The 22,456-nt window shown below is 51.0% G+C and carries 17 protein-coding genes; 7 read left to right on the plus strand and 10 right to left on the minus strand.

Going from position 1 to position 22,456, the window contains the following annotated elements; genetic code table 11:
• Window positions 1–27 precede the first annotated feature (27 nt).
• The gene (locus ABKW30_RS09080) at window positions 28–1,008 is read right to left on the minus strand and encodes an ABC transporter substrate-binding protein (RefSeq protein WP_348598505.1); all 981 of its coding nucleotides are present in this window, start codon (window positions 1,006–1,008) and stop codon (window positions 28–30) included.
• Window positions 1,009–1,275: 267 nt separating this feature from the next.
• Here ABKW30_RS09080 and ABKW30_RS09085 point away from each other — a divergent pair, with 267 nt between their 5' ends.
• Complete coding sequence (locus ABKW30_RS09085) at window positions 1,276–2,316, plus strand: LacI family DNA-binding transcriptional regulator (protein WP_348598993.1); 1,041 nt, start codon at window positions 1,276–1,278, stop codon at window positions 2,314–2,316.
• Between the two features lie 4 nt (window positions 2,317–2,320).
• Here ABKW30_RS09085 and ABKW30_RS09090 read toward each other — a convergent pair whose 3' ends face one another.
• Window positions 2,321–3,661, minus strand: coding sequence for a sigma-54 dependent transcriptional regulator (locus ABKW30_RS09090; RefSeq protein WP_348598507.1), 1,341 nt, complete (start codon window positions 3,659–3,661; stop codon window positions 2,321–2,323).
• Window positions 3,661–5,511, minus strand: a complete 1,851-nt coding sequence (locus ABKW30_RS09095; RefSeq protein ID WP_348598510.1) for an ATP-binding protein — start codon at window positions 5,509–5,511, stop codon at window positions 3,661–3,663. The genes ABKW30_RS09090 and ABKW30_RS09095 overlap by 1 nt, the downstream gene beginning before the upstream one ends.
• Window positions 5,512–5,758: 247 nt before the next feature.
• On the opposite strand from ABKW30_RS09095, the gene ABKW30_RS09100 reads away from it, so the two are divergent.
• The 3 genes from ABKW30_RS09100 to ABKW30_RS09110 all read left to right on the plus strand — a co-directional run bounded on the left by ABKW30_RS09100 (window position 5,759) and on the right by ABKW30_RS09110 (window position 9,995).
• The gene (locus tag ABKW30_RS09100; RefSeq protein ID WP_348598512.1) at window positions 5,759–7,093 is read left to right on the plus strand and encodes a dicarboxylate/amino acid:cation symporter; all 1,335 of its coding nucleotides are present in this window, start codon (window positions 5,759–5,761) and stop codon (window positions 7,091–7,093) included.
• 79 nt (window positions 7,094–7,172) lie between these two features.
• Complete coding sequence (locus ABKW30_RS09105) at window positions 7,173–8,675, plus strand: argininosuccinate lyase (RefSeq protein ID WP_348598514.1); 1,503 nt, start codon at window positions 7,173–7,175, stop codon at window positions 8,673–8,675.
• Window positions 8,676–8,810: 135 nt separating this feature from the next.
• Complete coding sequence (locus tag ABKW30_RS09110) at window positions 8,811–9,995, plus strand: MFS transporter (protein ID WP_348598515.1); 1,185 nt, start codon at window positions 8,811–8,813, stop codon at window positions 9,993–9,995.
• Here the strand turns inward: ABKW30_RS09110 and ABKW30_RS09115 are convergent.
• The 7 genes from ABKW30_RS09115 to ABKW30_RS09145 all read right to left on the minus strand — a co-directional run bounded on the left by ABKW30_RS09115 (window position 9,988) and on the right by ABKW30_RS09145 (window position 17,103).
• Window positions 9,988–11,340, minus strand: a complete 1,353-nt coding sequence (locus ABKW30_RS09115) for an FGGY-family carbohydrate kinase (RefSeq protein ID WP_348598517.1) — start codon at window positions 11,338–11,340, stop codon at window positions 9,988–9,990. The two genes, ABKW30_RS09110 and ABKW30_RS09115, sit on opposite strands and share 8 nt — an antisense overlap.
• On the minus strand, window positions 11,337–11,657 hold the full coding sequence (gene rhaM / locus ABKW30_RS09120; RefSeq protein ID WP_348598994.1) for an L-rhamnose mutarotase: 321 nt from the start codon (window positions 11,655–11,657) through the stop codon (window positions 11,337–11,339). The genes ABKW30_RS09115 and rhaM overlap by 4 nt, the downstream gene beginning before the upstream one ends.
• Window positions 11,657–12,658, minus strand: a complete 1,002-nt coding sequence (locus ABKW30_RS09125) for an ABC transporter permease (RefSeq protein ID WP_348598519.1) — start codon at window positions 12,656–12,658, stop codon at window positions 11,657–11,659. Before ABKW30_RS09125 ends, rhaM begins: the two co-directional genes overlap by 1 nt.
• A complete protein-coding gene (locus ABKW30_RS09130) occupies window positions 12,655–13,653 on the minus strand; it encodes an ABC transporter permease (RefSeq protein WP_348598995.1) in 999 nt (332 codons plus the stop codon). The genes ABKW30_RS09125 and ABKW30_RS09130 overlap by 4 nt, the downstream gene beginning before the upstream one ends.
• A 2-nt stretch (window positions 13,654–13,655) precedes the next feature.
• Window positions 13,656–15,182, minus strand: coding sequence for a sugar ABC transporter ATP-binding protein (locus ABKW30_RS09135; protein ID WP_348598520.1), 1,527 nt, complete (start codon window positions 15,180–15,182; stop codon window positions 13,656–13,658).
• Between the two features lie 63 nt (window positions 15,183–15,245).
• Complete coding sequence (rhaS, locus tag ABKW30_RS09140; RefSeq protein WP_348598522.1) at window positions 15,246–16,244, minus strand: rhamnose ABC transporter substrate-binding protein; 999 nt, start codon at window positions 16,242–16,244, stop codon at window positions 15,246–15,248.
• 52 nt (window positions 16,245–16,296) lie between these two features.
• Window positions 16,297–17,103 carry a DeoR/GlpR family DNA-binding transcription regulator gene (locus ABKW30_RS09145; RefSeq protein WP_348598524.1) on the minus strand — a complete coding sequence of 269 codons (807 nt, stop codon included), beginning with the start codon at window positions 17,101–17,103 and terminating at the stop codon, window positions 16,297–16,299.
• Between the two features lie 206 nt (window positions 17,104–17,309).
• On the opposite strand from ABKW30_RS09145, the gene ABKW30_RS09150 reads away from it, so the two are divergent.
• The 3 genes from ABKW30_RS09150 (at window position 17,310) to ABKW30_RS09160 (ending at window position 22,394) form a co-directional block, all read left to right on the plus strand.
• A complete protein-coding gene (locus ABKW30_RS09150; RefSeq protein ID WP_348598525.1) occupies window positions 17,310–19,406 on the plus strand; it encodes a bifunctional rhamnulose-1-phosphate aldolase/short-chain dehydrogenase in 2,097 nt (698 codons plus the stop codon).
• Between the two features lie 21 nt (window positions 19,407–19,427).
• Entirely contained in the window at window positions 19,428–20,720 is a 1,293-nt protein-coding gene (gene rhaI, locus ABKW30_RS09155) for an L-rhamnose catabolism isomerase (protein WP_348598527.1), read from the plus strand.
• A 144-nt stretch (window positions 20,721–20,864) separates the two neighbouring features.
• Window positions 20,865–22,394 (plus strand): ABC transporter substrate-binding protein, encoded by a 1,530-nt coding sequence (locus ABKW30_RS09160; protein ID WP_348598529.1) that lies wholly within the window; start codon window positions 20,865–20,867, stop codon window positions 22,392–22,394.
• The last annotated feature ends 62 nt before the right edge of the window (window positions 22,395–22,456 follow it).

The raw sequence follows: 22,456 nt of genomic DNA on the forward strand, positions 1-22,456 counted from the left end.
TCCTGGAGCGCTGGCCAAACCGCAATATCAATAGGCGGTGCTGAGTAGTTCTTTTGCGTTCTTGGCGTCGTAGAACTGATCCGGATTAATAATCTTTTCCGGAATTTGGTCGCCATTTGCGTAGGCCACTGCCGTATCAAATGCCTTTGGTCCAAAACGTGGATTGCATTCAACAACAGCTGCGATCTTTCCATCGACAACGCCTTGCACAGCTTCTTTACCGCCATCAATCGAAAGGACGATAATATCCTTGCCCGGTACTTTTCCCGCAGCCTCGATCGCGGAAATCGCTCCAATAGCCATCTCGTCGTTGTGAGCGTAAATCACATCGGCATCCGGATGTGCCTGAAGGAGCGTTTCGGCAACCTGGCGACCTTTGTCGCGAGCAAAGTCGCCTGTCTGCGAGGCCAAAATCTTGAAGTCCGAATGCTTGGCAATCACATCATCAAAGCCTTTCTTCCGGTCGTTGGCAGGTGATGCACCGGTGCTGCCTTCAAGCTCGATAATCTTTGTTTTGCCATTGGCATTGGCAACAAGCCACTCCGCAACGCGCTGACCTTCCTCAATGAAATCCGAACCGATGAACGTGACATAATCCTCACCGGCCTTGGCGAGTGTCGGATCAACGCTACGGTCAAGCAGGATAACCGGAATACCGGCATTCTTTGCAGCCTTGATTGCCGGGATTAGTGGCTTTTCTTCGCGGGGAGCCAGGAAAATCAGGTCTACGCCTTGAGCGATCATCGAATTGACATCCGCAACCTGCTTGGCAGCGGAGCTGGCAGCATCAGTGTAAACAAGCTGCCAACCGCGCTTCTTGGCTTCTTCCTGCATGCTGGCTGTCTGAGCCAAACGCCACGGATTATTGCTTTCTGTCTGCGCGAAACCGACTTTATAGGTGTCTTTCTTCTTAAGTGGAGGTGACGCAGCAAAAGCGCTGCCTGCAACCATCGTTGCTGCAAGTCCAATTGCCGATGTCAAGAATAGCGTGCGACGGGTAATGTTCATTGAAATTTCCTCCCAGAAATTTAGAGCAAGTTCTAAGCTCGTGGCGATCCCACTACGGCGATCATCTCCATTTATAATAATTAGTCAATAATTATTTATGTTGATTAGTCGAACAATCTTCTCCTACTATCGGCGCAAACACGTTTGAACATTTTCAAGTCAGGGGCGACACTTCAGATGACCGACACAGTGGAAAAAAAGACCACTGCAAAACCGAAGCGTTCATCCGTTGCGCCAAGGCGTAAGCGTATTAGCAAGCGTGTGACGATGACCGATATTGCTCGCGTTGCCGGGTGTTCTCAAGCGACCGTTTCTTTCGTTTTAAACAAGACGCCCGGTATCAAACTTGCCACAGAAATGCGCGAACGGGTAATCGAAGCAGCAAGATCGCTGGGCTATGCCGCACCCAATTTCGCTCATCTCGATATGGTCAACGCAGCAGCACCGGCAACTGACGGAAAAATCGGTTTTGTAGTGGATCAACTGGCAACAAGCCCTGAAGCTGTGGTTGCAATTGAAGGTGCCCGTCAGGCCTCATGGAATGCCGGAAATATCATTCTTGTCGCTCAGACACTCAATGATCCTGAGATGGAACCCCGCACACTCCGAGCACTTGGCGACCAAGGCATATCGGCGCTGATCTATATGGCGATTTTCACGCGTGAAGTAACACTGCCCCAAGCAGTTTATGATCTTGATGTGCCGGTTATTCTGTTAAATTGTTACAGCTTGGATTATGCATTTCCAGCAGTTGTTCCGAGCGAGATTGCTGGAGGGCAACATTCAACGCGCCACCTGATTCAGCATGGCCATCGTCGCATCGGAACGATTACCGGCGAACCGTGGATGGAAGCCGCAAAAGACCGGCTCAAAGGTTATCGCCGCGCATTGGCAACCGCCGATATTCCATTCGATCCAGCGCTCGTCATTGAAGGTGACTGGTCGGCAAGTGCTGGTTATGAGGCGACAAAAAAATTATTAATGCTGCAAGACAGGCCAACGGCCATTTTCTGCCAGAATGACCGCACCGCGATAGGCTGCTACGAAGCGTTGAAAGAAGCCGGCATGCGTATTCCGGAAGACATTTCGGTGATCGGCTATGACGATGAAGAAATCTCCCGGCATCTACACCCACAATTGACAACTTCCGTTCTACCGCATCGTGCTATGGGGCGCTGGGCTATCGAACAGTTGGAAACTCCATTGAATTTGGCCAACAATCGTTATCCTGTTACCAAGCTGGAGTGTCCGCTGGTAGAACGGCTCTCCGTGAGCGCCTGTGCCAAGCCGATCGCCCTCTTTGGCTAACCTTTTATTTGCCTGCAACGTAATCTGACCGATCGATTCCGTGGCGCTGCAATTTGTCGTAAAAGGTCTTCCTTGGGATACCCAAGGCTTCGATGGTCGAGCGCACATCTCCGTTGTGTAGTACCAGAGCCTGCCGGATTAGCTTTTCCTCATACAGTTCCACAGCTTGCGGCAAACTCGAACCATTGCTGTCAGTCTCTGGTTTTGCCGTCTCAATAGTATCAAGGCCGAGGGCAGCCCGTTCTGCAAAGTGCACCAGCTCACGCACGTTCCCGGGCCAATCATGCTCAATAAGATACGAGCGCGTGGAAGCTGTAATTTCGGGCGGTTCCGTCTTGAATCGCAAGGACGCACGCTGCAGAAAATGAGTGAACAGAAGCATGATATCATCACGGCGCTCACGAAGTGGCGGAATTGAAACTGTCACGACATTGAGCCGATAGAATAAGTCTTCACGAAAATTAGCGCGTTGCTCTGCACTCCCCAAGTCAACTTTAGCCGCCGCGACCACGCGCAAATCGACAGGTCGATGTTCGTTGGTACCGAGAGGAGTAATCTCCCGCGTTTCCAGAACCCGCAAAAGTTTTACCTGTGTCGAAAGTGGCATGCTCTCAATTTCGTCGAGAAACAAGGTCCCGCCACTTGCATGTTCGATACGACCGACGCGCTTTTTCTGAGCACCGGTAAAAGCTCCGGCCTCATGTCCAAAAAGCTCACTCTCAATAACTGTTTCCGGCAACGCCCCACAATTGAGAGCAACGAAGTTGCCCTGTTTTCGCCTACTCCATTCATGCAAAAGTCCAGCGACAACTTCCTTTCCGGTGCCTGTTTCGCCAGCAATCAACACGTCTACATCAGCACCTGCGACATGGCGCAGGGTTTTTCGAAGGTTTTGCATAACCGGTGTTTGACCGATCAATGTTTCGTTTGAGTTTTCTACCGCCAAACGCAATGCACGGTTTTCCATGACCAGCCTGCGCTTTTCCAGCGCCCGCATTATGCTTTGTACCAAGCGATCAGCGGGATAGGGCTTGGCAATGAAGTCATAAGCGCCTTTGTGGATCGCCTCTACAGCCATATCGATATCACCATGTCCGGTAATAAGGATAACTGGCAGATCTGAATCCATTTCACGCAAACGGCGAAACAATTCGAGCCCATCAATGTGGGGCATTCTGACATCGGTAATCACCACTCCCGGAAAATCCGGCGTCAATGATTGCAATGCAGCCATGGCATCTGAAAATGGCTGCACCTTGAAGCCTGCCAACTCAAGCGTTTGGCAGTTAGCAATACGAAGGTCATTGTCATCCTCGACAAAAGCAACATGATTCAAATCCACCATCAGATGACCCTTTTCAAATGGACAGTGAATTCGGTACCATCGGAGCTGCTTTCGACCTCAATGCGTCCGCCATATTCAGCAACGATGTCATGACAGATAACCAGTCCAAGCCCTAATCCTCGATCCTTTGATGTGTTAAAGGGCGTGAATAGCATCTGCATGATGGCATCGGGTATACCGGGACCGTTATCGGCAACAATCAATCGTACTTCTTCATTATCGACTATGTAGCGCACACTGATCTTGCTTTCCGGCCCTCCTTCGGTTGCCTCCAGCGCGTTTTGCATAAGGTTGATCAAAACTTGTTCGAGCCGAATGCGGTTTCCGTGAACCTTCACTTCAGGCGGCGGCATTGCGGTCAGGATTTGCCCGGCTCGCTGACGAAATCTGCTCCCAAGGAGCAACATAGCGCCCTCAATTATATTGCCGACGCTGATTGGCCCGGATTCTCTAGTGCCTTTGCGGGAAAAAGTTCGAAGCTCATCGGTAATACTGCCAATGCGCTCCGTGAGACCAGCGATTGCCTTCAGGTTATCTTTCGCTGAATCAACCTGGTTCCGCCCCAAAAACGTTGCCGCATTATCAGCATAGGATCTTATTGCAGCCACCGGTTGATTGATTTCATGTGCAACACCTGCGGTAACTTGACCCAAAATTGCCAAACGGTTCGCCTGCACAAGCTCCAGTTGTACGGATTGAAGCTTTGTTTCGGTTTTCTGGCGCTCTTCGGCCTGCATGACCAACTCGGCATGTGCCGCACTCAAATCAGCAGTTCGGGCAGCAACACGGCGCTCTAGCTCAACTCGTGCCACCTCTTGTTCGTGCGCGCGCCGTAATGCCAATCCACGGCGACGGAGAAAAAATGCGGTAAGACCAAGAAGGGGAGTGAGGAAGAGTAGTGCTATCAATTGCGCCGTTCGAACCGACTCGGTTACCGTTGGGGCAACAGGCGTCAATGATTGGAGTTTCCAGCTTGTAGTCGGAACCTGTGTTTGAACCCGCACAAACTCCCTTCTAAAAGGGGCCCCCGGCATTCTCGCTCTGACGATATCCGGCTCAGCTTCGGGTAGGGCAGGAGAAATATCCAGCGGCACCAATGGAGCACCACCAAATTGCAGGCTTTCGCGAAGTGGGCCCATGCGATCCGCAGGAATTACACCTTCTGTCATGAAGCGCCAATCGGGAAAGCTTGTGACCAATACTATGCCACGTTGATCCACTACCAATGTTGGGTCGCTGTTTCGGCGCCAATCCGCTTCAATTTCATCGAACTCCAGTTTAACGACGAGGACACCAAGCAATCCTGCTGGCCCATCAATCCGCTTTGAAATGTAAAGGCCTGGCCGCTTGCTTACGGTTCCAAGAGCATAATGTTCTGCACTGCCATTCTTGACAGCGCGCGTATAATAGGGCCGAAAACTGTAATTGGTCCCGACGAAACTGATCGGCTCATTCCAATTGCTCGCGGCAATAGCCAATCCGTCGGCATCAAGCAGATAAATAACAGCTGAACCAGTGCCTCCGATGAGACTTTCCAGCTTACGATTGAGAAGTTGCAAAACGCTTTCACTTCGCGTCGAGAGCGCACTGACAACATCCCTATCCTGCGACAGTACAAAGGGAATCGACCGCTGTTTCTCGAGTACGGTACGCAAAAGGACGGCATTCAATTCAGCGGTATTTTGGGCACGCTCAGTTACGATTTGATACCCGCGTTCGCGACCATAATCGGCTGCAACGAATAGTGACGCTATGACTATTAGCGCCGCTGTCACGCCCAGTACGGCTTTGGTTACCCAGCCAGAGAGACTGGCGGGATATGAAGTTTCGGACTGTATTGCTTCCTCCATGCACTTACTTGTGCATAAATCCGCACAAGACTCAACTGAACCGAGCGGTAAATCGCACAACCCAAAACGTGCGAACGTTGTCAAAGAATATAAATATCAGTATTTTCAAATAGATATCAAAATATTGAGAAACTGGCACACAGCTTGCAAACACATGAGAAGAGGACGGTAGGCCCGCCCTTTTAACTGAGCCTGGGAGGCTAGCAGGTTGACCCTGTCAGACGAGGCTCACATCATGGAGGAAGTCATGAGTCCGGTGACAATCAACGCGAGCAGTGCCAGCCCGCAGCCATCAAAGAAGACCCCAATCTACAGCCATCTATATTTTCAGGTACTCGTTGCCATAGCAATTGGTATCGCGCTTGGGCATTACTATCCCGACATTGGCACGGCCATGAAGCCGCTTGGCGATGCCTTTATTAAGCTCGTGAAAATGATCATCGCGCCAGTTATTTTTCTCACAGTATCTACTGGCATTGCTGGAATGAGCGATCTTAAGAAAGTTGGTCGTGTGGCCGGTAAGGCAATGATCTACTTCCTGACATTTTCTACACTCGCTTTGATCGTTGGGCTGATAGTTGCCAATGTGGTTCAGCCGGGCGCTGGCATGAACATTGATCCCGCATCGCTCGATCCCAAGGCAGTGGCAACTTATACACAGCAGGCTCACGAGCAAAGCATCATAGGATTCCTCAACAATATCATCCCGACCACGATTGTCGGTGCTTTCGCATCGGGTGATATTCTGCAGGTACTGTTCTTCTCCGTGCTGTTTGGTCTTTCACTGGCTATGGTCGGTGAAAAAGCAGAACCGGTGACCAACTTCCTCCTGATGCTTTCTGCTCCAATCTTTAAACTCGTCGCCATATTGATGAAAGCCGCACCAATAGGCGCATTCGGAGCTATGGCTTTCACTATCGGAAAGTATGGTATCGGTTCGGTCGCAAATTTGATCATGCTGATCGGTACTTTTTATCTAACTTCCCTACTGTTTGTTCTCATCGTTCTTGGTGCAGTCGCTTGGTATAACGGCTTTTCTATCCTGGCGCTGATCCGCTATATCAAGGAAGAGCTATTGCTCGTTCTTGGTACGAGTTCATCAGAGGCGGCCTTGCCCACCCTAATGGCAAAAATGGAAAAGGCAGGCTGCAAGAAATCCGTCGTGGGTCTTGTTATTCCAACCGGCTATTCGTTCAATCTCGACGGTACAAACATTTATATGACGCTGGCAGCTCTATTCATTGCGCAAGCAACGAATATTGATCTCAGTCTGTCTGATCAAATTCTGCTCCTGCTCGTAGCAATGCTAAGTTCCAAGGGCGCAGCGGGTATCACGGGTGCTGGCTTCATCACCCTTGCAGCAACGCTATCTGTTGTACCGGCAGTTCCGGTTGCAGGTATGGCGCTAATTCTCGGCATCGACCGTTTTATGTCAGAATGCCGTGCGTTGACCAATCTTGTTGGTAATGCGGTGGCAACAATTGTCGTGGCGCGTTGGGAAGGCGAGCTTGACAAGGATAAGCTGGCTCAAGCGCTGAATGGCGATTTCGCAGATGAGGACGCCTTAGCATTGGCGAGCTGATCGTTCAGATTCGTCCAATCTAATAAGAGAGTTCTGCGGGGCACCCTTGAAGTGCTACCGCAGGCATCGGGAGGTATTTATGAAACCTATTCTTTATGCACTGACGCTGGCTGCAACTGTCCACACTGGTGTTGCAATTGCCGCAGAAAAATCGCCCAGAGACGAATTCTTCTGGTTGGGAATGATCAACAAGGCAACGATCGTCATCAATTCCGAGGAAGGATTGCTAGACAAAGAGCTTACGCCGAAGATCGCTGCGGGACTTGAAAAAGTTATTAAGGACGGTAATGAACCCGGAGCAAAGCGGCCGTCAACCGTAATCTCGTTCGAACCTTTACTCATTGATGCAGCTGGCCCGGAGGTTACGTTAATTCATGCCGGGCGCTCCAGTCAGGACATGCACGCGACATACAGGGCAGCTATCCTGCGCGATGATCTCCTGAGACTTGCAACTCAGTTGGACAAGACAACGAGTGTGATGGTCGATCTGGCAGAGCGTCATGTTGATACGATTGTTCCCAACTACACCAATGGCGTGGCTGCCCAGCCGAATAGTTTCGGTCATTATCTGCTTGGTCACGCTGCAGGACTTGAACGCGACGCTCAACGTATCAGGGAAACTTACGCCCGAATTGACAGAAGCCCCATGGGGACAACCGTGCTGAACGGCACAAGCTGGCCACTTAACCGCGCGCGGATGGCAGATTATCTTGGCTTTAGCGGTATTGTCGATAACGCCTACGATGCATCACAAATATCGTCGGTCGATGAACCGGTCGAAGTTGGAGCGATTGTTACAAGCATTGCTCTGCATACTGGCCAGTTCATTGAGGATATCATGACACAGTACGCGCAGCCACGTCCCTGGATACTGCTGCAAGAAGGTGGAAACAACACTTACGTATCCAGTGCAATGCCCCAAAAGCGCAATCCTGGAATTCTGAACTCCACAAGACAGGATGCCTCAACAGCTGTCACTTTAGCTCTAGGTCCCATCATTCAAGCCCACAACATCACACCCGGCATGTCTGACCCAAAAGACGTGGATGCCAACACAGAAGTTGTTGAAAGCGCAATAAAAGCATTGAAGGGCTGGGAAAAAATCCTGGGTTCGCTCGTGATCGACCCGGACCGCTCGCTCGAAGAGCTGAATAGTGACTGGACTGCCTCACAAGAGTTGGCCGATGTTTTGATGCGTAAATACAAACTGCCTTTCCGGGTCGGGCATCATTTTGCTTCCGAAGTTGTGGACTTTGCTAAATCACACAACATCAAGCCGCTTGATTTTCCATATGCAGAGGCAAAGAAAATCTACACTGATGCCGTCAAGGGAACTACGTTTACGAGTGATTTGCCAATGAGCGAGGAGGAGTTTCGTGCAACCCTCGATCCAGTCGCCATCGTCAAGAATCGTGCCACTGTCGGCGGGCCGCAGCCAGTGGAAATGGTTCGCATGATAAAGGCCGCCAAGGATAAAGTCGCAACCCAAGCCGCTTGGGTGGACGATAAGCAGAAGGTAATAAACACAGCCCTTGAGCGCCTGGATAATGACTTCGGCAAACTGTCGAAAAAGCCTGAATAATCTTAATCAAAGAGGGTAGTAAATTACCCTCAGTGATCGATTTCATCGATGAAACTGATGCAGATTATGTCAGTTTCATCGATCTATTATTTGCTGCATTCTTTGAGCAAGTGAGAATTGTTCAAAGAGATATTTATGGAAAAGCGAGCCGCCGCGCGGCAAAACTGGGTGCATGTCTTCATCATCGTTGCTGCCGGTATTATTGCCGCCATGCAGGTGATCAAGCCTTCCATTGCTGCCCCTCTGTTGAAAAGCTCTCTAGGTATTGATTTGCCTTCTGTTGGTTGGCTAATTTCAATTTTTGCACTCTTGGGAATGTTCGGCGGTATTCCTGCTGGAGCTTTTGTAACAGCTTGGGGCGACCGCCGAATGTTGTTGTGGGGCCTTTTTGCCATCGCATTGGCGGCAGCCTCCGGCGCAGTTTCAACGAGTTTCGAATTACTTCTTGCGACACGTGTTCTCGAAGGCATCGGTTTCACTTTGGTGATTGTCGCTGGTCCCGCTCTCATCACGCGACTTGCTCCCGAAAAAACCCGGCCAATGGCATTCGGACTGTGGAGCTGTTTTATGCCAGCGGGGATCGCACTTTCCATGCTGTGCGGCCCGCTTTTCTCCAGTTGGCAGGCTGTTTGGTGGGCCAGCTCAATAGTGGCAGCTATAGCCTTTGCGATTTCCATGATTGTGCTGCCATCGTCCAGAAGAGGTTCGCCATTTTCCTGGAAAGAACTGCGCTCGAATACAAGAGCGACATTCGGGTCAAGCGGCCCGATCATTCTGGCGATCACCTTTGCTCTTTACAGCCTGCAGTTCTTCACCATTTTCAGCTTTTTGCCAGTGTTGCTAACCGAGCGGATGAATGTCTCTCTTCAAGCCGCGGGAACGCTAAGTGCTATAGCAACGGCAATGAACATTCTGGGCAACCTTGCAGCAGGAATGCTTATCGGAAAAGGAGCGCAACGCTGGGTCCTCGTAGCCGCTGCAACTCTCGTCATGGGATTATGCAGCTTTGGTATATTGCTGCCGATTTTGCCCAATCCAATCGTCTTGTTGCTCTGCATGCTTTTTTCTGCTGCCGGTGGGCTAATCCCGGCCACGCTAATAGCGACGGCTCCGGTGCTTTCATCGAAACCTCGTCTAACGCCATTCACCATCGGCTTGATCATGCAGGGTAGCAATCTCGGTCAGGTGATCGGACCTATCGTTGTGGGTAGTTTTATTCAAGCCTTCGGATGGTCATCTGTCGTCACAATTTCAGCTTTTGCTGCGGTGCTTTGCATGAGCACATCTCTTCTGCTACGGCAAGCGCTTCGGATCAGATAATACTGTCCCGCCACCGCTGCGCATAAAGATCGAAATTTGGGGCGAGGGGCATTATCGCTTCGCCGCTGGACTCGGTGGGAAGCGTTGCACCTGCAAGCAATGCAGCGCCAAGGCTGGTACCTGTTGAGCCAGAGGTTGCGATAACCTCGCGCGATGTCAGGGACCGCAAAGCAGAAAGATATATCGGGTTGCGCGAGAACGGGCCTTCGACGATCGTCGAACCGGAAGCGCCAATCAATTGAAGACTCGTTGCTGTCATCATGGCTGCATAAAGACACGCTGCTGCATAACGTTCCGACAGAAGTTTCAGCTCGCCATTGATCCAGTTCGGCTTGCGATCCGGGAAAGGACCCGAACCCTGAGCGACACTTGGGAGGATCATGATCTGATCGGCAATAATCCGGGAAAGCGTTTCGGCATCCGGCTCCAGAACACTGCCTAGGGTCAGTTGATCAAATTCTCGTCCTCCCATGAACCGCGCAGATGGCACTGCCTTGCCATAAGCATCGACATTGGCAAGCGTATCGCGCGCCGAATCCAGCTGATCAAGCGAGCCACCAACAGCAAAGGACACTACCCATGTGCCGGTAGAGATCACCGAAAAGGGAACCGTCCGGGCCATCAAATGCGGGAGGAGGGAAGCATTGGAATCGTGGATGCCACAAAAGACTGGAATTGCTTTTCCAACGCCGATCTGGTCAGCCAGAACGGGCTGCAGATCAGCGATCTTGTCAAATGCCGAAGCTATCGGAGCAAGCAAAGGCCGCAGTTCAAGCCTATCGACAAGACTGGAATAGTCACCTGTTTGAGGGTTCCACAAGTCAGTATGACAGCCGAGAGATGTAACTTCATTTCTGGCGATTCCGGTCAGCCGCCATACCCAATACTGCGCGTAGGTCAGGATTGTTTTGACCTTGGCAAATTCAGCCGGAAATTGCGTTTTCTGATAATGGATTTGCGCTCCCACGTTCAAACCACCTGACTGCAATGGTGAGAATGTTTCGGCAAAATCCGGACGTATTGCGGTATAAGCTGCACGCACATCATCCGGATAGATGTATTCATAGTCGATTGCAGGCAGCGCCAACCCTTGCTCGCCTATCAAGACTGCCGCGGCCCCATGCGCAGTAACAGAGATCGCGTCAAAGCCGGGTGAAGAAGCGAATTTCCTTAATGCCTCGATACAAAATTCCCAGATTGCATCTACGTCGTAATGGGGATAAATGCCTTCCGACAGCACCCGATTTGGCGTATTACGCGCGGCAATTTCCATACCGGTGGCCGCATCGACTACGACTACCTTGGCATTCGTCTTGCCTATGTCCAGAACTGCTACATGTCTCATGGCAGTTTGAACAGGCAGGCGAGTTCGGTTTGCACAGGCGAATTGTCCGGATTGGTTACCATGATATCTGCCATATAGGCCCACCATTTTTTCATGACGGGATGTTCCGGAAGCGCTTGCATTCCATGGTTTGCACGGCGGCTTAAAACACCAAACAAAGTATTGCTCGAGCGATCAAGATGGATTGAGTAATCACTGATACCTGCACCACAGAGCAAGGTCACTAGTTCAGGCCATATTTCATTGTGGCGACGCTGGTATTCTGTCTCCATGCCGGGATTAAGCGTCATAGTGAACGCATATTTTTCAGTGGCAATCATGCTGTGCTTCTATGCCTGAACTGACGGATGATGATCGGCAAAGTGATCGTTGTTATCAACAGAAGCCCAATGAAAATTGACATGACTATGCCCGGCACATTCAGCAAGCCGAGGCCGAATGTAACCAATCCCATTACAAAGGCCGCAATAACCACGCCGCCAATACGACCTGATCCACCAAGTATCGAAACACCACCAAGCACAACCATAGTCACGACTTCAAGCTCCCAGCCTTGGGCAATGGAGGGACGGGTGGAGCCTAGACGGGACGTCAGGCAAACAGCAGCAATACCCGACATCAGACCGGTAAGCAGGAACAATATGAACTTGATGCGTTCAACACGAATGCCGGAAAAACGTGCAGCAAATTCATTATTGCCAATTGCATAGATGCGACGGCCAAAATTTGTTGCATGCAGCAGGATTGCGAAGACGATCGCCAATCCTGCAAACAGTACAAGCTCAAATGAGATTACCCAGAAAACGTAACCCTGACCGAAATAGGCAAAGGACGCAGGATAGCCACCATACGCTTTGTCGCCGAGAACAATGTAGGCAATGCCCCGGAACAGACTCATCGTACCAATCGTAACAACGATCGAAGGAAGGCGCAGGCCCGCAACAAGAAAGCCATTGATTAAACCGCATCCAAGACCAACACCTATGCCGATCGCGACGATGCCAAATGTACCGATGCCCACTTGAGCGGCAGCTCCCATGGCAGTTGATGCAAGCGCAATAATCGCAGCAACAGACAGGTCTATTTCACCGGCGATAATCAAAAGTGCCATAGCAAATGCTATCAACGCTTTTTCTGTGAAATTGAATGTTGCGTCCGATAAGTTCCAGGCATTGAGGAAGTAAGGCGATGCGAGGCTGTTGGCAATAAAGATCAGGACAGCAACGCAGAGGAGGAGTGCTTCCCAGCTTGCAAACAGGCGCGAAGTGGATGTGCCTAGTTGATCTGGAATGTGCCGCTTTTCTGATACAGCGCTCATACCACTACCTCGATCTGTTCCGATGCGCCGCGATCCCGCAGGATGATCCGCCCGCGCCGGCGTTCTTGTCGTGCGTTGAAAATAACCGCCGCAATAATAACAGCTCCGGAAATTGCCATCTGCGAGAAGGGCGAAATATTGATAACCGGCAAAGCATTCTTGATGACGCCAAGAAATAATGCACCCAGCACCGCACCCGCAACGGAGCCTATACCGCCGAGTGTTGAGATCCCGCCAATTACGCAGGCTGCAACACTGTCAAGTTCGAAGCCTGCAGCAATATCCACGTAGGCAACCGCATAACGCGAAACCCACAGATAACCGCACAAGCCAGCGAGTGTGCCGGAAATTACAAAAGCGAAGAAGCGTGTCCGTCCTACATCGATACCGGCATAAACCGCGGCCGTGGGATTTCCGCCAGAAGCATAAATGGCCCGCCCCAGGAATGTGCGCGACATCACTAGATACATGAGCGCAACAATGACAATGGCAATCCAGCCAAGTATTGGGAGGCCTAGAAACAATTGGCGTGGCGTTTGCAGAAAGGGCGTGGTCATCTGATGAGCATTGACCCAAGCTCCACCAGACAGCACAAATGCCATGCCGCGAAAAATGGTCAAAGTACCGAGTGTGACGACAATGGATGGGATGTTTAACTTCCAGACAAACAGTCCATTCAACGCCCCCAGCAGGGCGCCAATACCAAGTGCGACCAAGATAATAAGTACCAAGGGCAGATCTGGATAGGTCGCGTTCAACATACCCACAGCCATGCCCGTAAAGGCAACATTCGCTGCGACTGACAAATCAATGGATTTCGTCAGGATAACCGTCATCTGACCCAACGCCAAAATGATCAGGATGGAGCTGTCATTGAAAATGTTTGCGAGATTACCCGGCTTTGCAAATCCCGGGGCTCGCGTCGAAAAGGCCGTGAGAAGGATTGCGATGATAATTACCAGCAGCATTTCCCGGTATCTAAAGATTAGTTTGATCATCACATGCTCACATTGCCGGTTGCCGCCCGAACCAGCGTTTCCGCACTTAGAGTTTCGCGCTCATAAATACCTGCGGAAAGACCTTCGCGCATAACAAGCACACGATCTGACATGCCCATGATTTCGGGCAATTCAGAGGAGACCATGATGATACTGAGGCCTTCCCCAGCCAACTCACTGATAAAGGCATGAACTGCCGCTTTTGATCCTATATCAATGCCCTTTGTCGGCTCATCGAGGATAAGTATCTTAGGTTGTGTCGCCAACCATTTGCCTATGACAACTTTCTGTTGATTTCCCCCGGACAATGTTCCAACCGGAACCGAAAGCGCCGCAGCACGTAGATCAAAGCGTTCCGCATATTTGCGAGCCAAGGCAAATTCTTCTGCGGAACGCAGAAACCCGGAGCGGGACGTGCGCAGCAAAGAGGGGAGAGAGATGTTCTGGTAGATTGGCAGTTGCAGTACCGCACCATGACGTCCCCTTTCTTCCGGAACATAGACAATGCCAGCATTGATTGCTTCGCCGGGCGAGCGGATGAATACTTCTTTCCCATCCAGTTTCAGCTTACCGCTCGATGGCTTGGTTATCCCGAACAACGACTGGCAAAGTTCGGAGCGACCAGCGCCTACAAGGCCATAAACGCCGAGAATCTCGCCCTTTCTCAGTTCAAATGATATGCCTCTGAATTCGGTGGGGTGCGTATAGTTTTCAACGGCAAAAACCGTTACTCCCAATATAATATCCACCTTGGGGAAAGCGTGTTCGACAGAGCGTCCAACCATAAGCTTGACGATTTCGTCCTGTTTGACCTCAGCGAGTTCACCGCTGCCTACAGCCTTGCCGTCACGAAACACCGCATAGTGGTCGGCGATCTCATAGACCTCGTCAAATTTGTGACTAATGAAAAGGATAGCCTTTCCCTGCGCCTTCAACCGCTTGACGATCTGGAACAGATCATCAACTTCCTTGCGTGACAGAGCGGCCGTTGGCTCGTCCATGATGACAATACGCGCGTCGACAGAGAGCGCCCGGGCAATAGCAACGAGATGGCGCTGGGCAATCGACAAGTCTTTGAGACGGACACGCGGATCGATATTGCTTTCCAATGAGTGCAGCAGAGCAAGCGCCCGCGCATTGACGGCCTTCCAGTTGACCAGCCCTAATCGTGTTTTCGGAGCATGACCTAAGAAGATATTCTCAGCGACCGACAATTCATCGAAAAGCACTGTTTCCTGATGGATGGCGGTTACACCAGCGTCTATCGCGTTTTGTGCATTGGCGAATATGACCGGCGTACCATCGACGAGAACTTCACCCTCGTCGCAAGAGTAGATACCTGTGAGTATTTTAACGAGCGTAGATTTACCAGCACCATTCTCGCCTATCAGGGCAGTGACCTTGCCCGGATATAGAGCAATATTCACGTCGTTGAGAGCTTTAACGCCAGGAAATGACTTGGAGATACCCCGCATTTCAAGAAGAGGCATCTCAGGCGATGGCTTTAACGCAACAGCTTGGTTCATTAATTTTTCCGGTGAAAAATTGCCCGGCAGAATGGCTGCCGGGCTGGGTAGATGGAGTCTTACTCAGAAAATCTTGGAAAACTCGTCTATATTCTTTGCATCGTAGATGAACGGATCAGCCATCGCTGCCTCGCCATTTTCACCGATCTTGATCTTGCCCATGCGACCAGCTTCGATTTCGCTGCCGGGAGCGCCATCTGTTTCTTCTTTTACGAGACGGTAGGCTATCTGCGTTGCGGAATAACCCAGGTCGATTGGGTTCCAGATCGCAAATTCCTTGGTTGCTCCGGATTTGATCGCACCTGCCATTTCGGAAGGCAAACCGAGACCAGTCACGTAAACTTCGCCTATCTTCTTGGCATCGGCAACAGCCTGCGAGGCTGCCAGTACGCCAACTGTCGTAGGGGCGACTATCACCTTCACATTGGGCTGAGACGTCAAGAGGCCTTGCGCCTCACGATAGCTCTTGTCGGCAAGATCGTCGCCATAAACTGTCGTTACGAGATTGAGGCCTGCAAAATTTGGCAATTGCTTCTTCATCTCTTCGATCCAGGTATTCTGGTTGGTCGACGTCGTTGTAGCGGATAGAATTGCGAAGTCGCCCTTGCCATCTTTCAAATGATCTGCCGCCAACTGCAGGCACATCTTGCCAATCAACTCATTGGAGGAGGGATTTAAGTGGACAATGCGGCCTTCCTTACCCACTGCGGAATCCCAGGAAATAACCTTGATCCCGCGTGCCATAGCTTTCTTCAGAGCAGGAACAACGGCATCCGGGTCATTGGCGGAAATAGCAATCGCGTTGACGTTCTGTGCAATCAGCGAATTTATTACCTCTATCTGGCCCTCAGCAGTAGTAGAGGTAGGACCGGTATAAATAACCTCGACACCGCCCAGTTCCTTTGCGGCTTCCTGCGCACCCTTATTGGCGGCTTCGAAGAAACCGTTGCCCAGAGATTTCGCCACAAGACCGATTTTGATCGTATCGGCAGCCTGAGCATGTGATGCAAACATGGCAACGACGAGCGCCGATCCCAGTGCGATTTTCTTCAGTAGCTTCATTGTTCCATCCTCCCAGAGATTAAAAACTGTATTCTGATCACCGCTTCAGTCGTTAGGCGACTGACGCAGAACTTCTTGATTTTTCCTGCACCTTCGCAACGATGAGCTGAACTCCCGCCGCCTCCACCATGCTCCGGTCCGCGTCTGATACCCCATCATCAGTAATGATCGTCGAAACCCGGCTAAGCGGACATAGGATAAGGCTGGACCGTCGCGCAAATTTGGTTGAGTCCACCAGCAGGACAAGCTCGTCAGCCTGATTGATCAGCTTCTGTTCGCCTTGGATGATCAATGCATCCGACTCCATGACGCCGAATGGCCCCACCCCCTGCGATCCCATAAACATACGCTTGCCATAAAAGTTGCGGGTCACGTCGTTATCAAATGGCGAGAGAATGATGCTTTGTTCCCGGTAGATCGCCCCACCGGGAACGGTTACCGAACTCTTGGAGTTCTTCACCAGATGCTCGGCAATTGCGAATGAATTTGTCATAACCTGAAGGCGACGCAATGCGAGAAAATGCACCATCTGAAACGTTGTCGTTCCGCCATTTATGATGATGGCATCACCTTCTTCGCAAAGCGCAACGGCTTCGCGCGCAATAGCGCGCTTCTTGTCAGCGTTCTCGGATTCCGAAACATGGAAGTGCCGACCGGCAAGTGGCGCCAATTGGGCCGGGTGAACGGCTTCAGCACCACCGCGTACCCGTCTCAACTTGCCCTGAACATGCAGTGATGCAATGTCACGACGGATTGTCGCTTCCGACGCTTCCGTCAGTTCCGCAATGTCCTGAATAGTGATGACCGGCTTTTCCTGAACAGCGCTCAGAATGATACGGTGACGCTCACGCTCGTGCATATAAGGATTCCCTCCTGTTGCAATCTATTGCGCAAGTTTCATCCTTGTGTCAATCAACTTCAATCAAATAGTTTCATATTGCATTGCACAATGGAACTTTATGATTGAATATGACTGTTAATGATTGACAGGAAAGCTTAACCTGCCGCATAGCTACGGCAGCAAAAGGCCTTAGAAGGCCGTTACTGAATATACGGGAGGCCACCATGGCAGATACGATCCAGCTTCTGGATAATCGTTGGGACGATAAAAAAGCAGCCAGCCTGGATGAACCCGGAAAACTGCTTTACCGCTCCAACCTGCTGGGTGCCGATAAACGCATCACCAACTATGGTGGTGGCAATACGTCGGCGAAAGTATCTGAAACTGATCCGCTAACAGGTCAGCCTGTTGAAGTGTTGTGGGTCAAAGGCTCCGGCGGCGACGTAGGAACCATCAAACTTGACGGTTTTGCCACGTTGTACATGGAAAAGCTTAATTCTCTGAAGTCTATCTACACGGGCGTCGAGGATGAAGACCGTATGGTGGGTTTCCTTCCACATTGTACCTTTAACTTGAATAGCCGCGCTGCATCCATTGATACGCCACTTCATGGCTTCGTGCCGTTCAAGCACGTCGATCACATGCATCCTGACGCCATTATAGCAATTGCGGCATCAAAGAATTCCCGAGAACTGACGAAGCAAATATTCGGTGATGATATTGGCTGGCTGCCATGGCGGCGGCCGGGATTCCAGCTGGGCCTCGACCTTGGCGCCTATGTCAACGCTCATCCAAGTTCCAAAGGCGTGGTGTTGGAAAGTCACGGCCTTTTCACTTGGGCGGATGATGCCAAGGATTGCTATGAGCTAACGTTGGAAATCATCAATAAAGCGATTGGCTGGTTCGATCAACAGACCGCAGGAAAGACTGCTTTTGGTGGGGCGGCGGCGAAAAGCCTTGATGCTGCCGAGCGCCGCGCCATAGCAGCAAAGCTGATGCCTGAAATTCGAGGGAAAATTGGCGTTGCCGAGCGTAAGCTTGGACATTTCGACGATCAGCCAGCCGTACTTGAATTTGTCAATTCGAATGATCTGAGGCCGCTGGCGGCGCTTGGCACCAGTTGCCCTGATCATTTCCTGCGCACGAAAATCCGGCCACTTGTCCTTGATTTCGACCCGTCGAAACCAGATGCCGACGCAGTAGCGGACACACTTGATCACGCGCTGGAGGCTTATCGTGTGGATTATGCGCGCTACTACAATGATTGTAAGCACGACAATTCACCGGCAATGCGCGATCCAAACCCGGTGATTTTTCTCATCCCGCGCGTCGGCATGCTTTCATTCGCCAAGGACAAAGCCACGGCACGCATCGCCGCCGAATTCTACGTCAATGCAATCAATGTGATGCGTGGTGCCTCGTCGGTATCGGAATATCAGGGACTTCCGGAACAAGAGGCTTTTGACATTGAGTATTGGCTGCTTGAAGAGGCCAAACTGCAACGCATGCCCAAGCCAAAATCACTGGCTGGACGAGTGGCATTCGTTACCGGTGGCGCCGGTGGCATTGGTCGCGCGACCGCAGAACGGTTGCTCGGAGAAGGCGCATGCGTTGTGCTCGCCGACATTGACGCGGAAGCACTCAAATCCACCTACGATGATTTTGCTAAACGCTACACACCAGATTCAGTGCGCAGCGTGCGGCTGAATGTGACCGACGAGGTCGGTGTCATTGCCAGCTACGCTGATGCATCGGCCGAATTCGGAGGGATCGACATTCTCGTCTCGAATGCCGGCATTGCTTCATCGGCTCCCATTGAGACAACAGAACTCTCCATGTGGACGCGGAATATAGACATTCTCGCAACGGGCTATTTTCTTGTTTCGCGGGAAGCATTCAGACTGTTCCGGCGACAGAAGATTGGCGGTAACGTCGTGTTTGTTGCCTCCAAGAATGGCCTTGCGGCATCACCGAATGCGAGCGCTTATTGTGCTGCCAAGGCTGCTGAAATCCACCTTGCACGTTGTCTGGCACTGGAAGGAGCGGACGCGGGGATTCGAGTCAATACTGTCAATCCCGATGCAGTATTGCGTGGTTCGAAAATCTGGAATGGTGAATGGCGGGAACAGCGTGCAGCTTCGTCAAATCTACAGGTTGATGAGCTTGAGGAGCACTATCGCAAACGATCAATGCTGAAACTGAATGTATTTCCAGAGGACATTGCCGAAGCAATTTATTTCCTTGCTTCGGACGCGTCAGCCAAGTCGACAGGCAATATCATCAATGTCGATGCAGGTAATGCACAGAGCTTTACCCGCTAGCCGATTTGGGAAGGACACATCATGGTTGAGCTACGTATTTCCAGCGAGTTGATAGCAAGCGAAAACAATAGACTGCTGACCGCACACAAGAGCGACTATGAAGCACTTGGAGCCCATCTTGACCGTCGCGGAATCGACATCGATTCCATTACCAGAAAGGTCGCGGAGTTCTTCGTTGCCGTGCCATCATGGGGAGTGGGTACCGGTGGTACACGGTTCGCGCGCTTCCCGGGCATTGGCGAACCTCGAGGCATTTTCGACAAGCTTGATGATTGTGCCGTAATACAACAACTGACACGAACGACGCCAAATGTTTCACTGCATATCCCTTGGGACAAGGCTGATCCGAAGCAACTAAGGGCTCATGCCGAGGCGCTTGGTCTCGGCTTTGACGCTATGAACTCCAACACGTTCTCCGATGCTCCGGATCAAAAATATTCCTATAAGCATGGTTCGCTCAGCCATGTAGATCAGGCTACACGTAAGCAGGCTATCGAGCATAATATTGAATGTATTGAAATCGGAGCCTCCATCGGGTCCAAGGCACTGACCGTTTGGATAGGAGATGGCTCAAATTTCCCCGGTCAGAGTAACTTTGCCAAATCCTTCGAACGTTATCTCGATTCAATGGCTCAGGTGTATAAATCGCTTCCTGATGATTGGCGCATATTTTCCGAACATAAAATGTATGAGCCTGCTTTCTATTCTACCGTGGTGCAGGACTGGGGTACCAATTATCTCATTGCGCAAACTTTGGGCCCGAAAGCATTTTGCCTTGTTGATCTCGGGCATCATGCACCGAACACCAATATCGAGATGATCGTTTCACGGCTCATTCAGTTCAAGAAGCTTGGCGGGTTCCATTTCAATGATTCCAAGTATGGAGATGACGACCTCGATGCAGGTTCGGTAGATCCATATCGCCTGTTTCTTGTCTTTAATGAACTGGCTGATGCAGAGGACCGCGGCGTGCAGGATTTCCATCCGGCACATATGATCGATCAGTCACATAACGTCACCGATCCGATAGAGAGTTTAATCTCAAGCGCTAATGAAATCCGCCGCGCCTATGCGCAGGCTTTACTCGTTGATCGCAAGTTACTTGCAGCATATCAGGACGAGAATGATGCGCTCATGGCTTCAAACACTTTGAAGCAGGCTTACAGGACCGATGTAGAGCCCATTCTAGCTGAGGCGCGCATTCGGGCTGGTGGTTCAATTGACCCAATCGCCACTTATCGTAATAGCCAGTACCGGCAAAAAATCGGGAAAGAACGTCCTGCAAGTGCTGCGGGAGGTGGCGGGATAATCTAATCCATTACCGCTTTGCAGAAGACCAAGGGCAGCGCCTTCCAAGCGCTGCCCTTATTTTTTGAATTGACAGTCGATCACACATTTGTTCTTATTCTACTATAAGGAATTATAATCCATAATAATAGAATAACAAAGGGAACGACTATGAAAACACTAAAACTTGCTTTGCTTCTCGGTTCAGCCCTGATTGCGTTGAACCCAACTGCTTTTGCCCAGAACAAGGGCGGCGTGATCAATGTCGCTACAATTGGCGAGCCGCCAACACTGGATGCTATGGCATCAACTGCCGATCTGGTTGGCATCGTTTCACAGCACATTTTTGAAACGCTTTATACGTTCGACAAAAGCTGGAACGTGACGCCTTTGCTTGCGGCTAGCCTGCCTGAAGTATCATCGGACGGCAAAATCTACACAATCAAGCTACGCACTGGCATCAAATTCCACGACGGTTCGGACATGGATGCGACCGACGTAGTCGCCTCTTTGAAACGCTGGACGGAGATCGCCTCCCGCGGCAAGCAGGTTGCATCTTTGATCACTTCGATTGAGGCTGTCGATCCGGCAACCGTGACGATCACGCTCAATGCACCGCACGCCCCCTTGCTTTCTCTGTTGGCGTTCAACAACGCAGCTGCAATCATCCTCCCAAGCGAAAAGCAGCAAAACCCGATGACTGAGCCTGTCGGCACTGGGCCTTACAAGCTTAAGGAACGGAAAGCGGATCAATATATCCAGCTCTCGCGCTTCGATGAATACAAATCACCAGAAGGCGAGGAGACGGGATATGGCGGCGCACGTCACCAATATCTGGACGAGATACGCTTCGTGCCTGTACCTGATGCCAATACACGTGTCGAAGGTGCGGTAGCGGGTCAGTTTGATTATGTCGACAGCCTGCCCGTAGAGGCCTATGGCCGTTTGAAAGACCAAAAGACAACCGAGGCTGTTCTGTTGAAGCCTTTTGGCTGGCCCGTCTTCGTTATGAATACCAGCGCCGGTATCACCAAAAATCAGGATATCCGTCTGGCAATCCGCGACTCTCTAAGCATGGAAGACATGTTGGCAGCGGCATTTGGGAGTACTGATTTCTATTCTCTGGACGCTTCGCTTTATCCCGATGGCTATAGCTGGAAAACCGACGCTGGAACGGAAGGCGCATATAATGTCGCCGATCCGGAAAAGGCCGCAGAACTGATGAAGAAGGCTGGATATAATGGTGAGCCAATTCGCATTCTCACCAGTCGCCAATACGAATTCCATTACAAAATGGCACAAGTAGCCGCCGAATATCTGAAGGCTGCAGGCTTCACGGTTGATATGCAGGTCGTAGACTGGGCCACTCTTACGCAAAGACGGGCAGACCCGAAGCTATGGGACATTTATATCAGTCACAGCCCGTTCCTGCCGGAACCAGCACTAATCGGCTCTATGTCGACCAGCGCTCCGGGTAATTGGGATACTCCGGCACGCAAGGTTGCGGTCGACGCCTTCAACTCTGAAGTCGATCCTGCAAAGCGCGTAGCGCTATGGGCAGAGGTGCAAAAGGTAATTTATGCCGAAGTGCCTATCATCAAGATTGGTGATTTCAATGCACTTTCGGCAAAGTCTCCGAAGCTTGAAGGCTTCACACCGGCTCCATGGCCTTATTTCTGGAATGTCTCGCTTAAGCAATAAGACTTTCAAACCGGTTGCGGAGTGAGCCAGCTCCGCAACTCCTCAAGAACTGCCCTTGCAGC

Origin of the sequence: Phyllobacterium sp. SB3 (assembly GCF_040009165.1) — a bacterium.
Classification (GTDB): domain Bacteria; phylum Pseudomonadota; class Alphaproteobacteria; order Rhizobiales; family Rhizobiaceae; genus Phyllobacterium.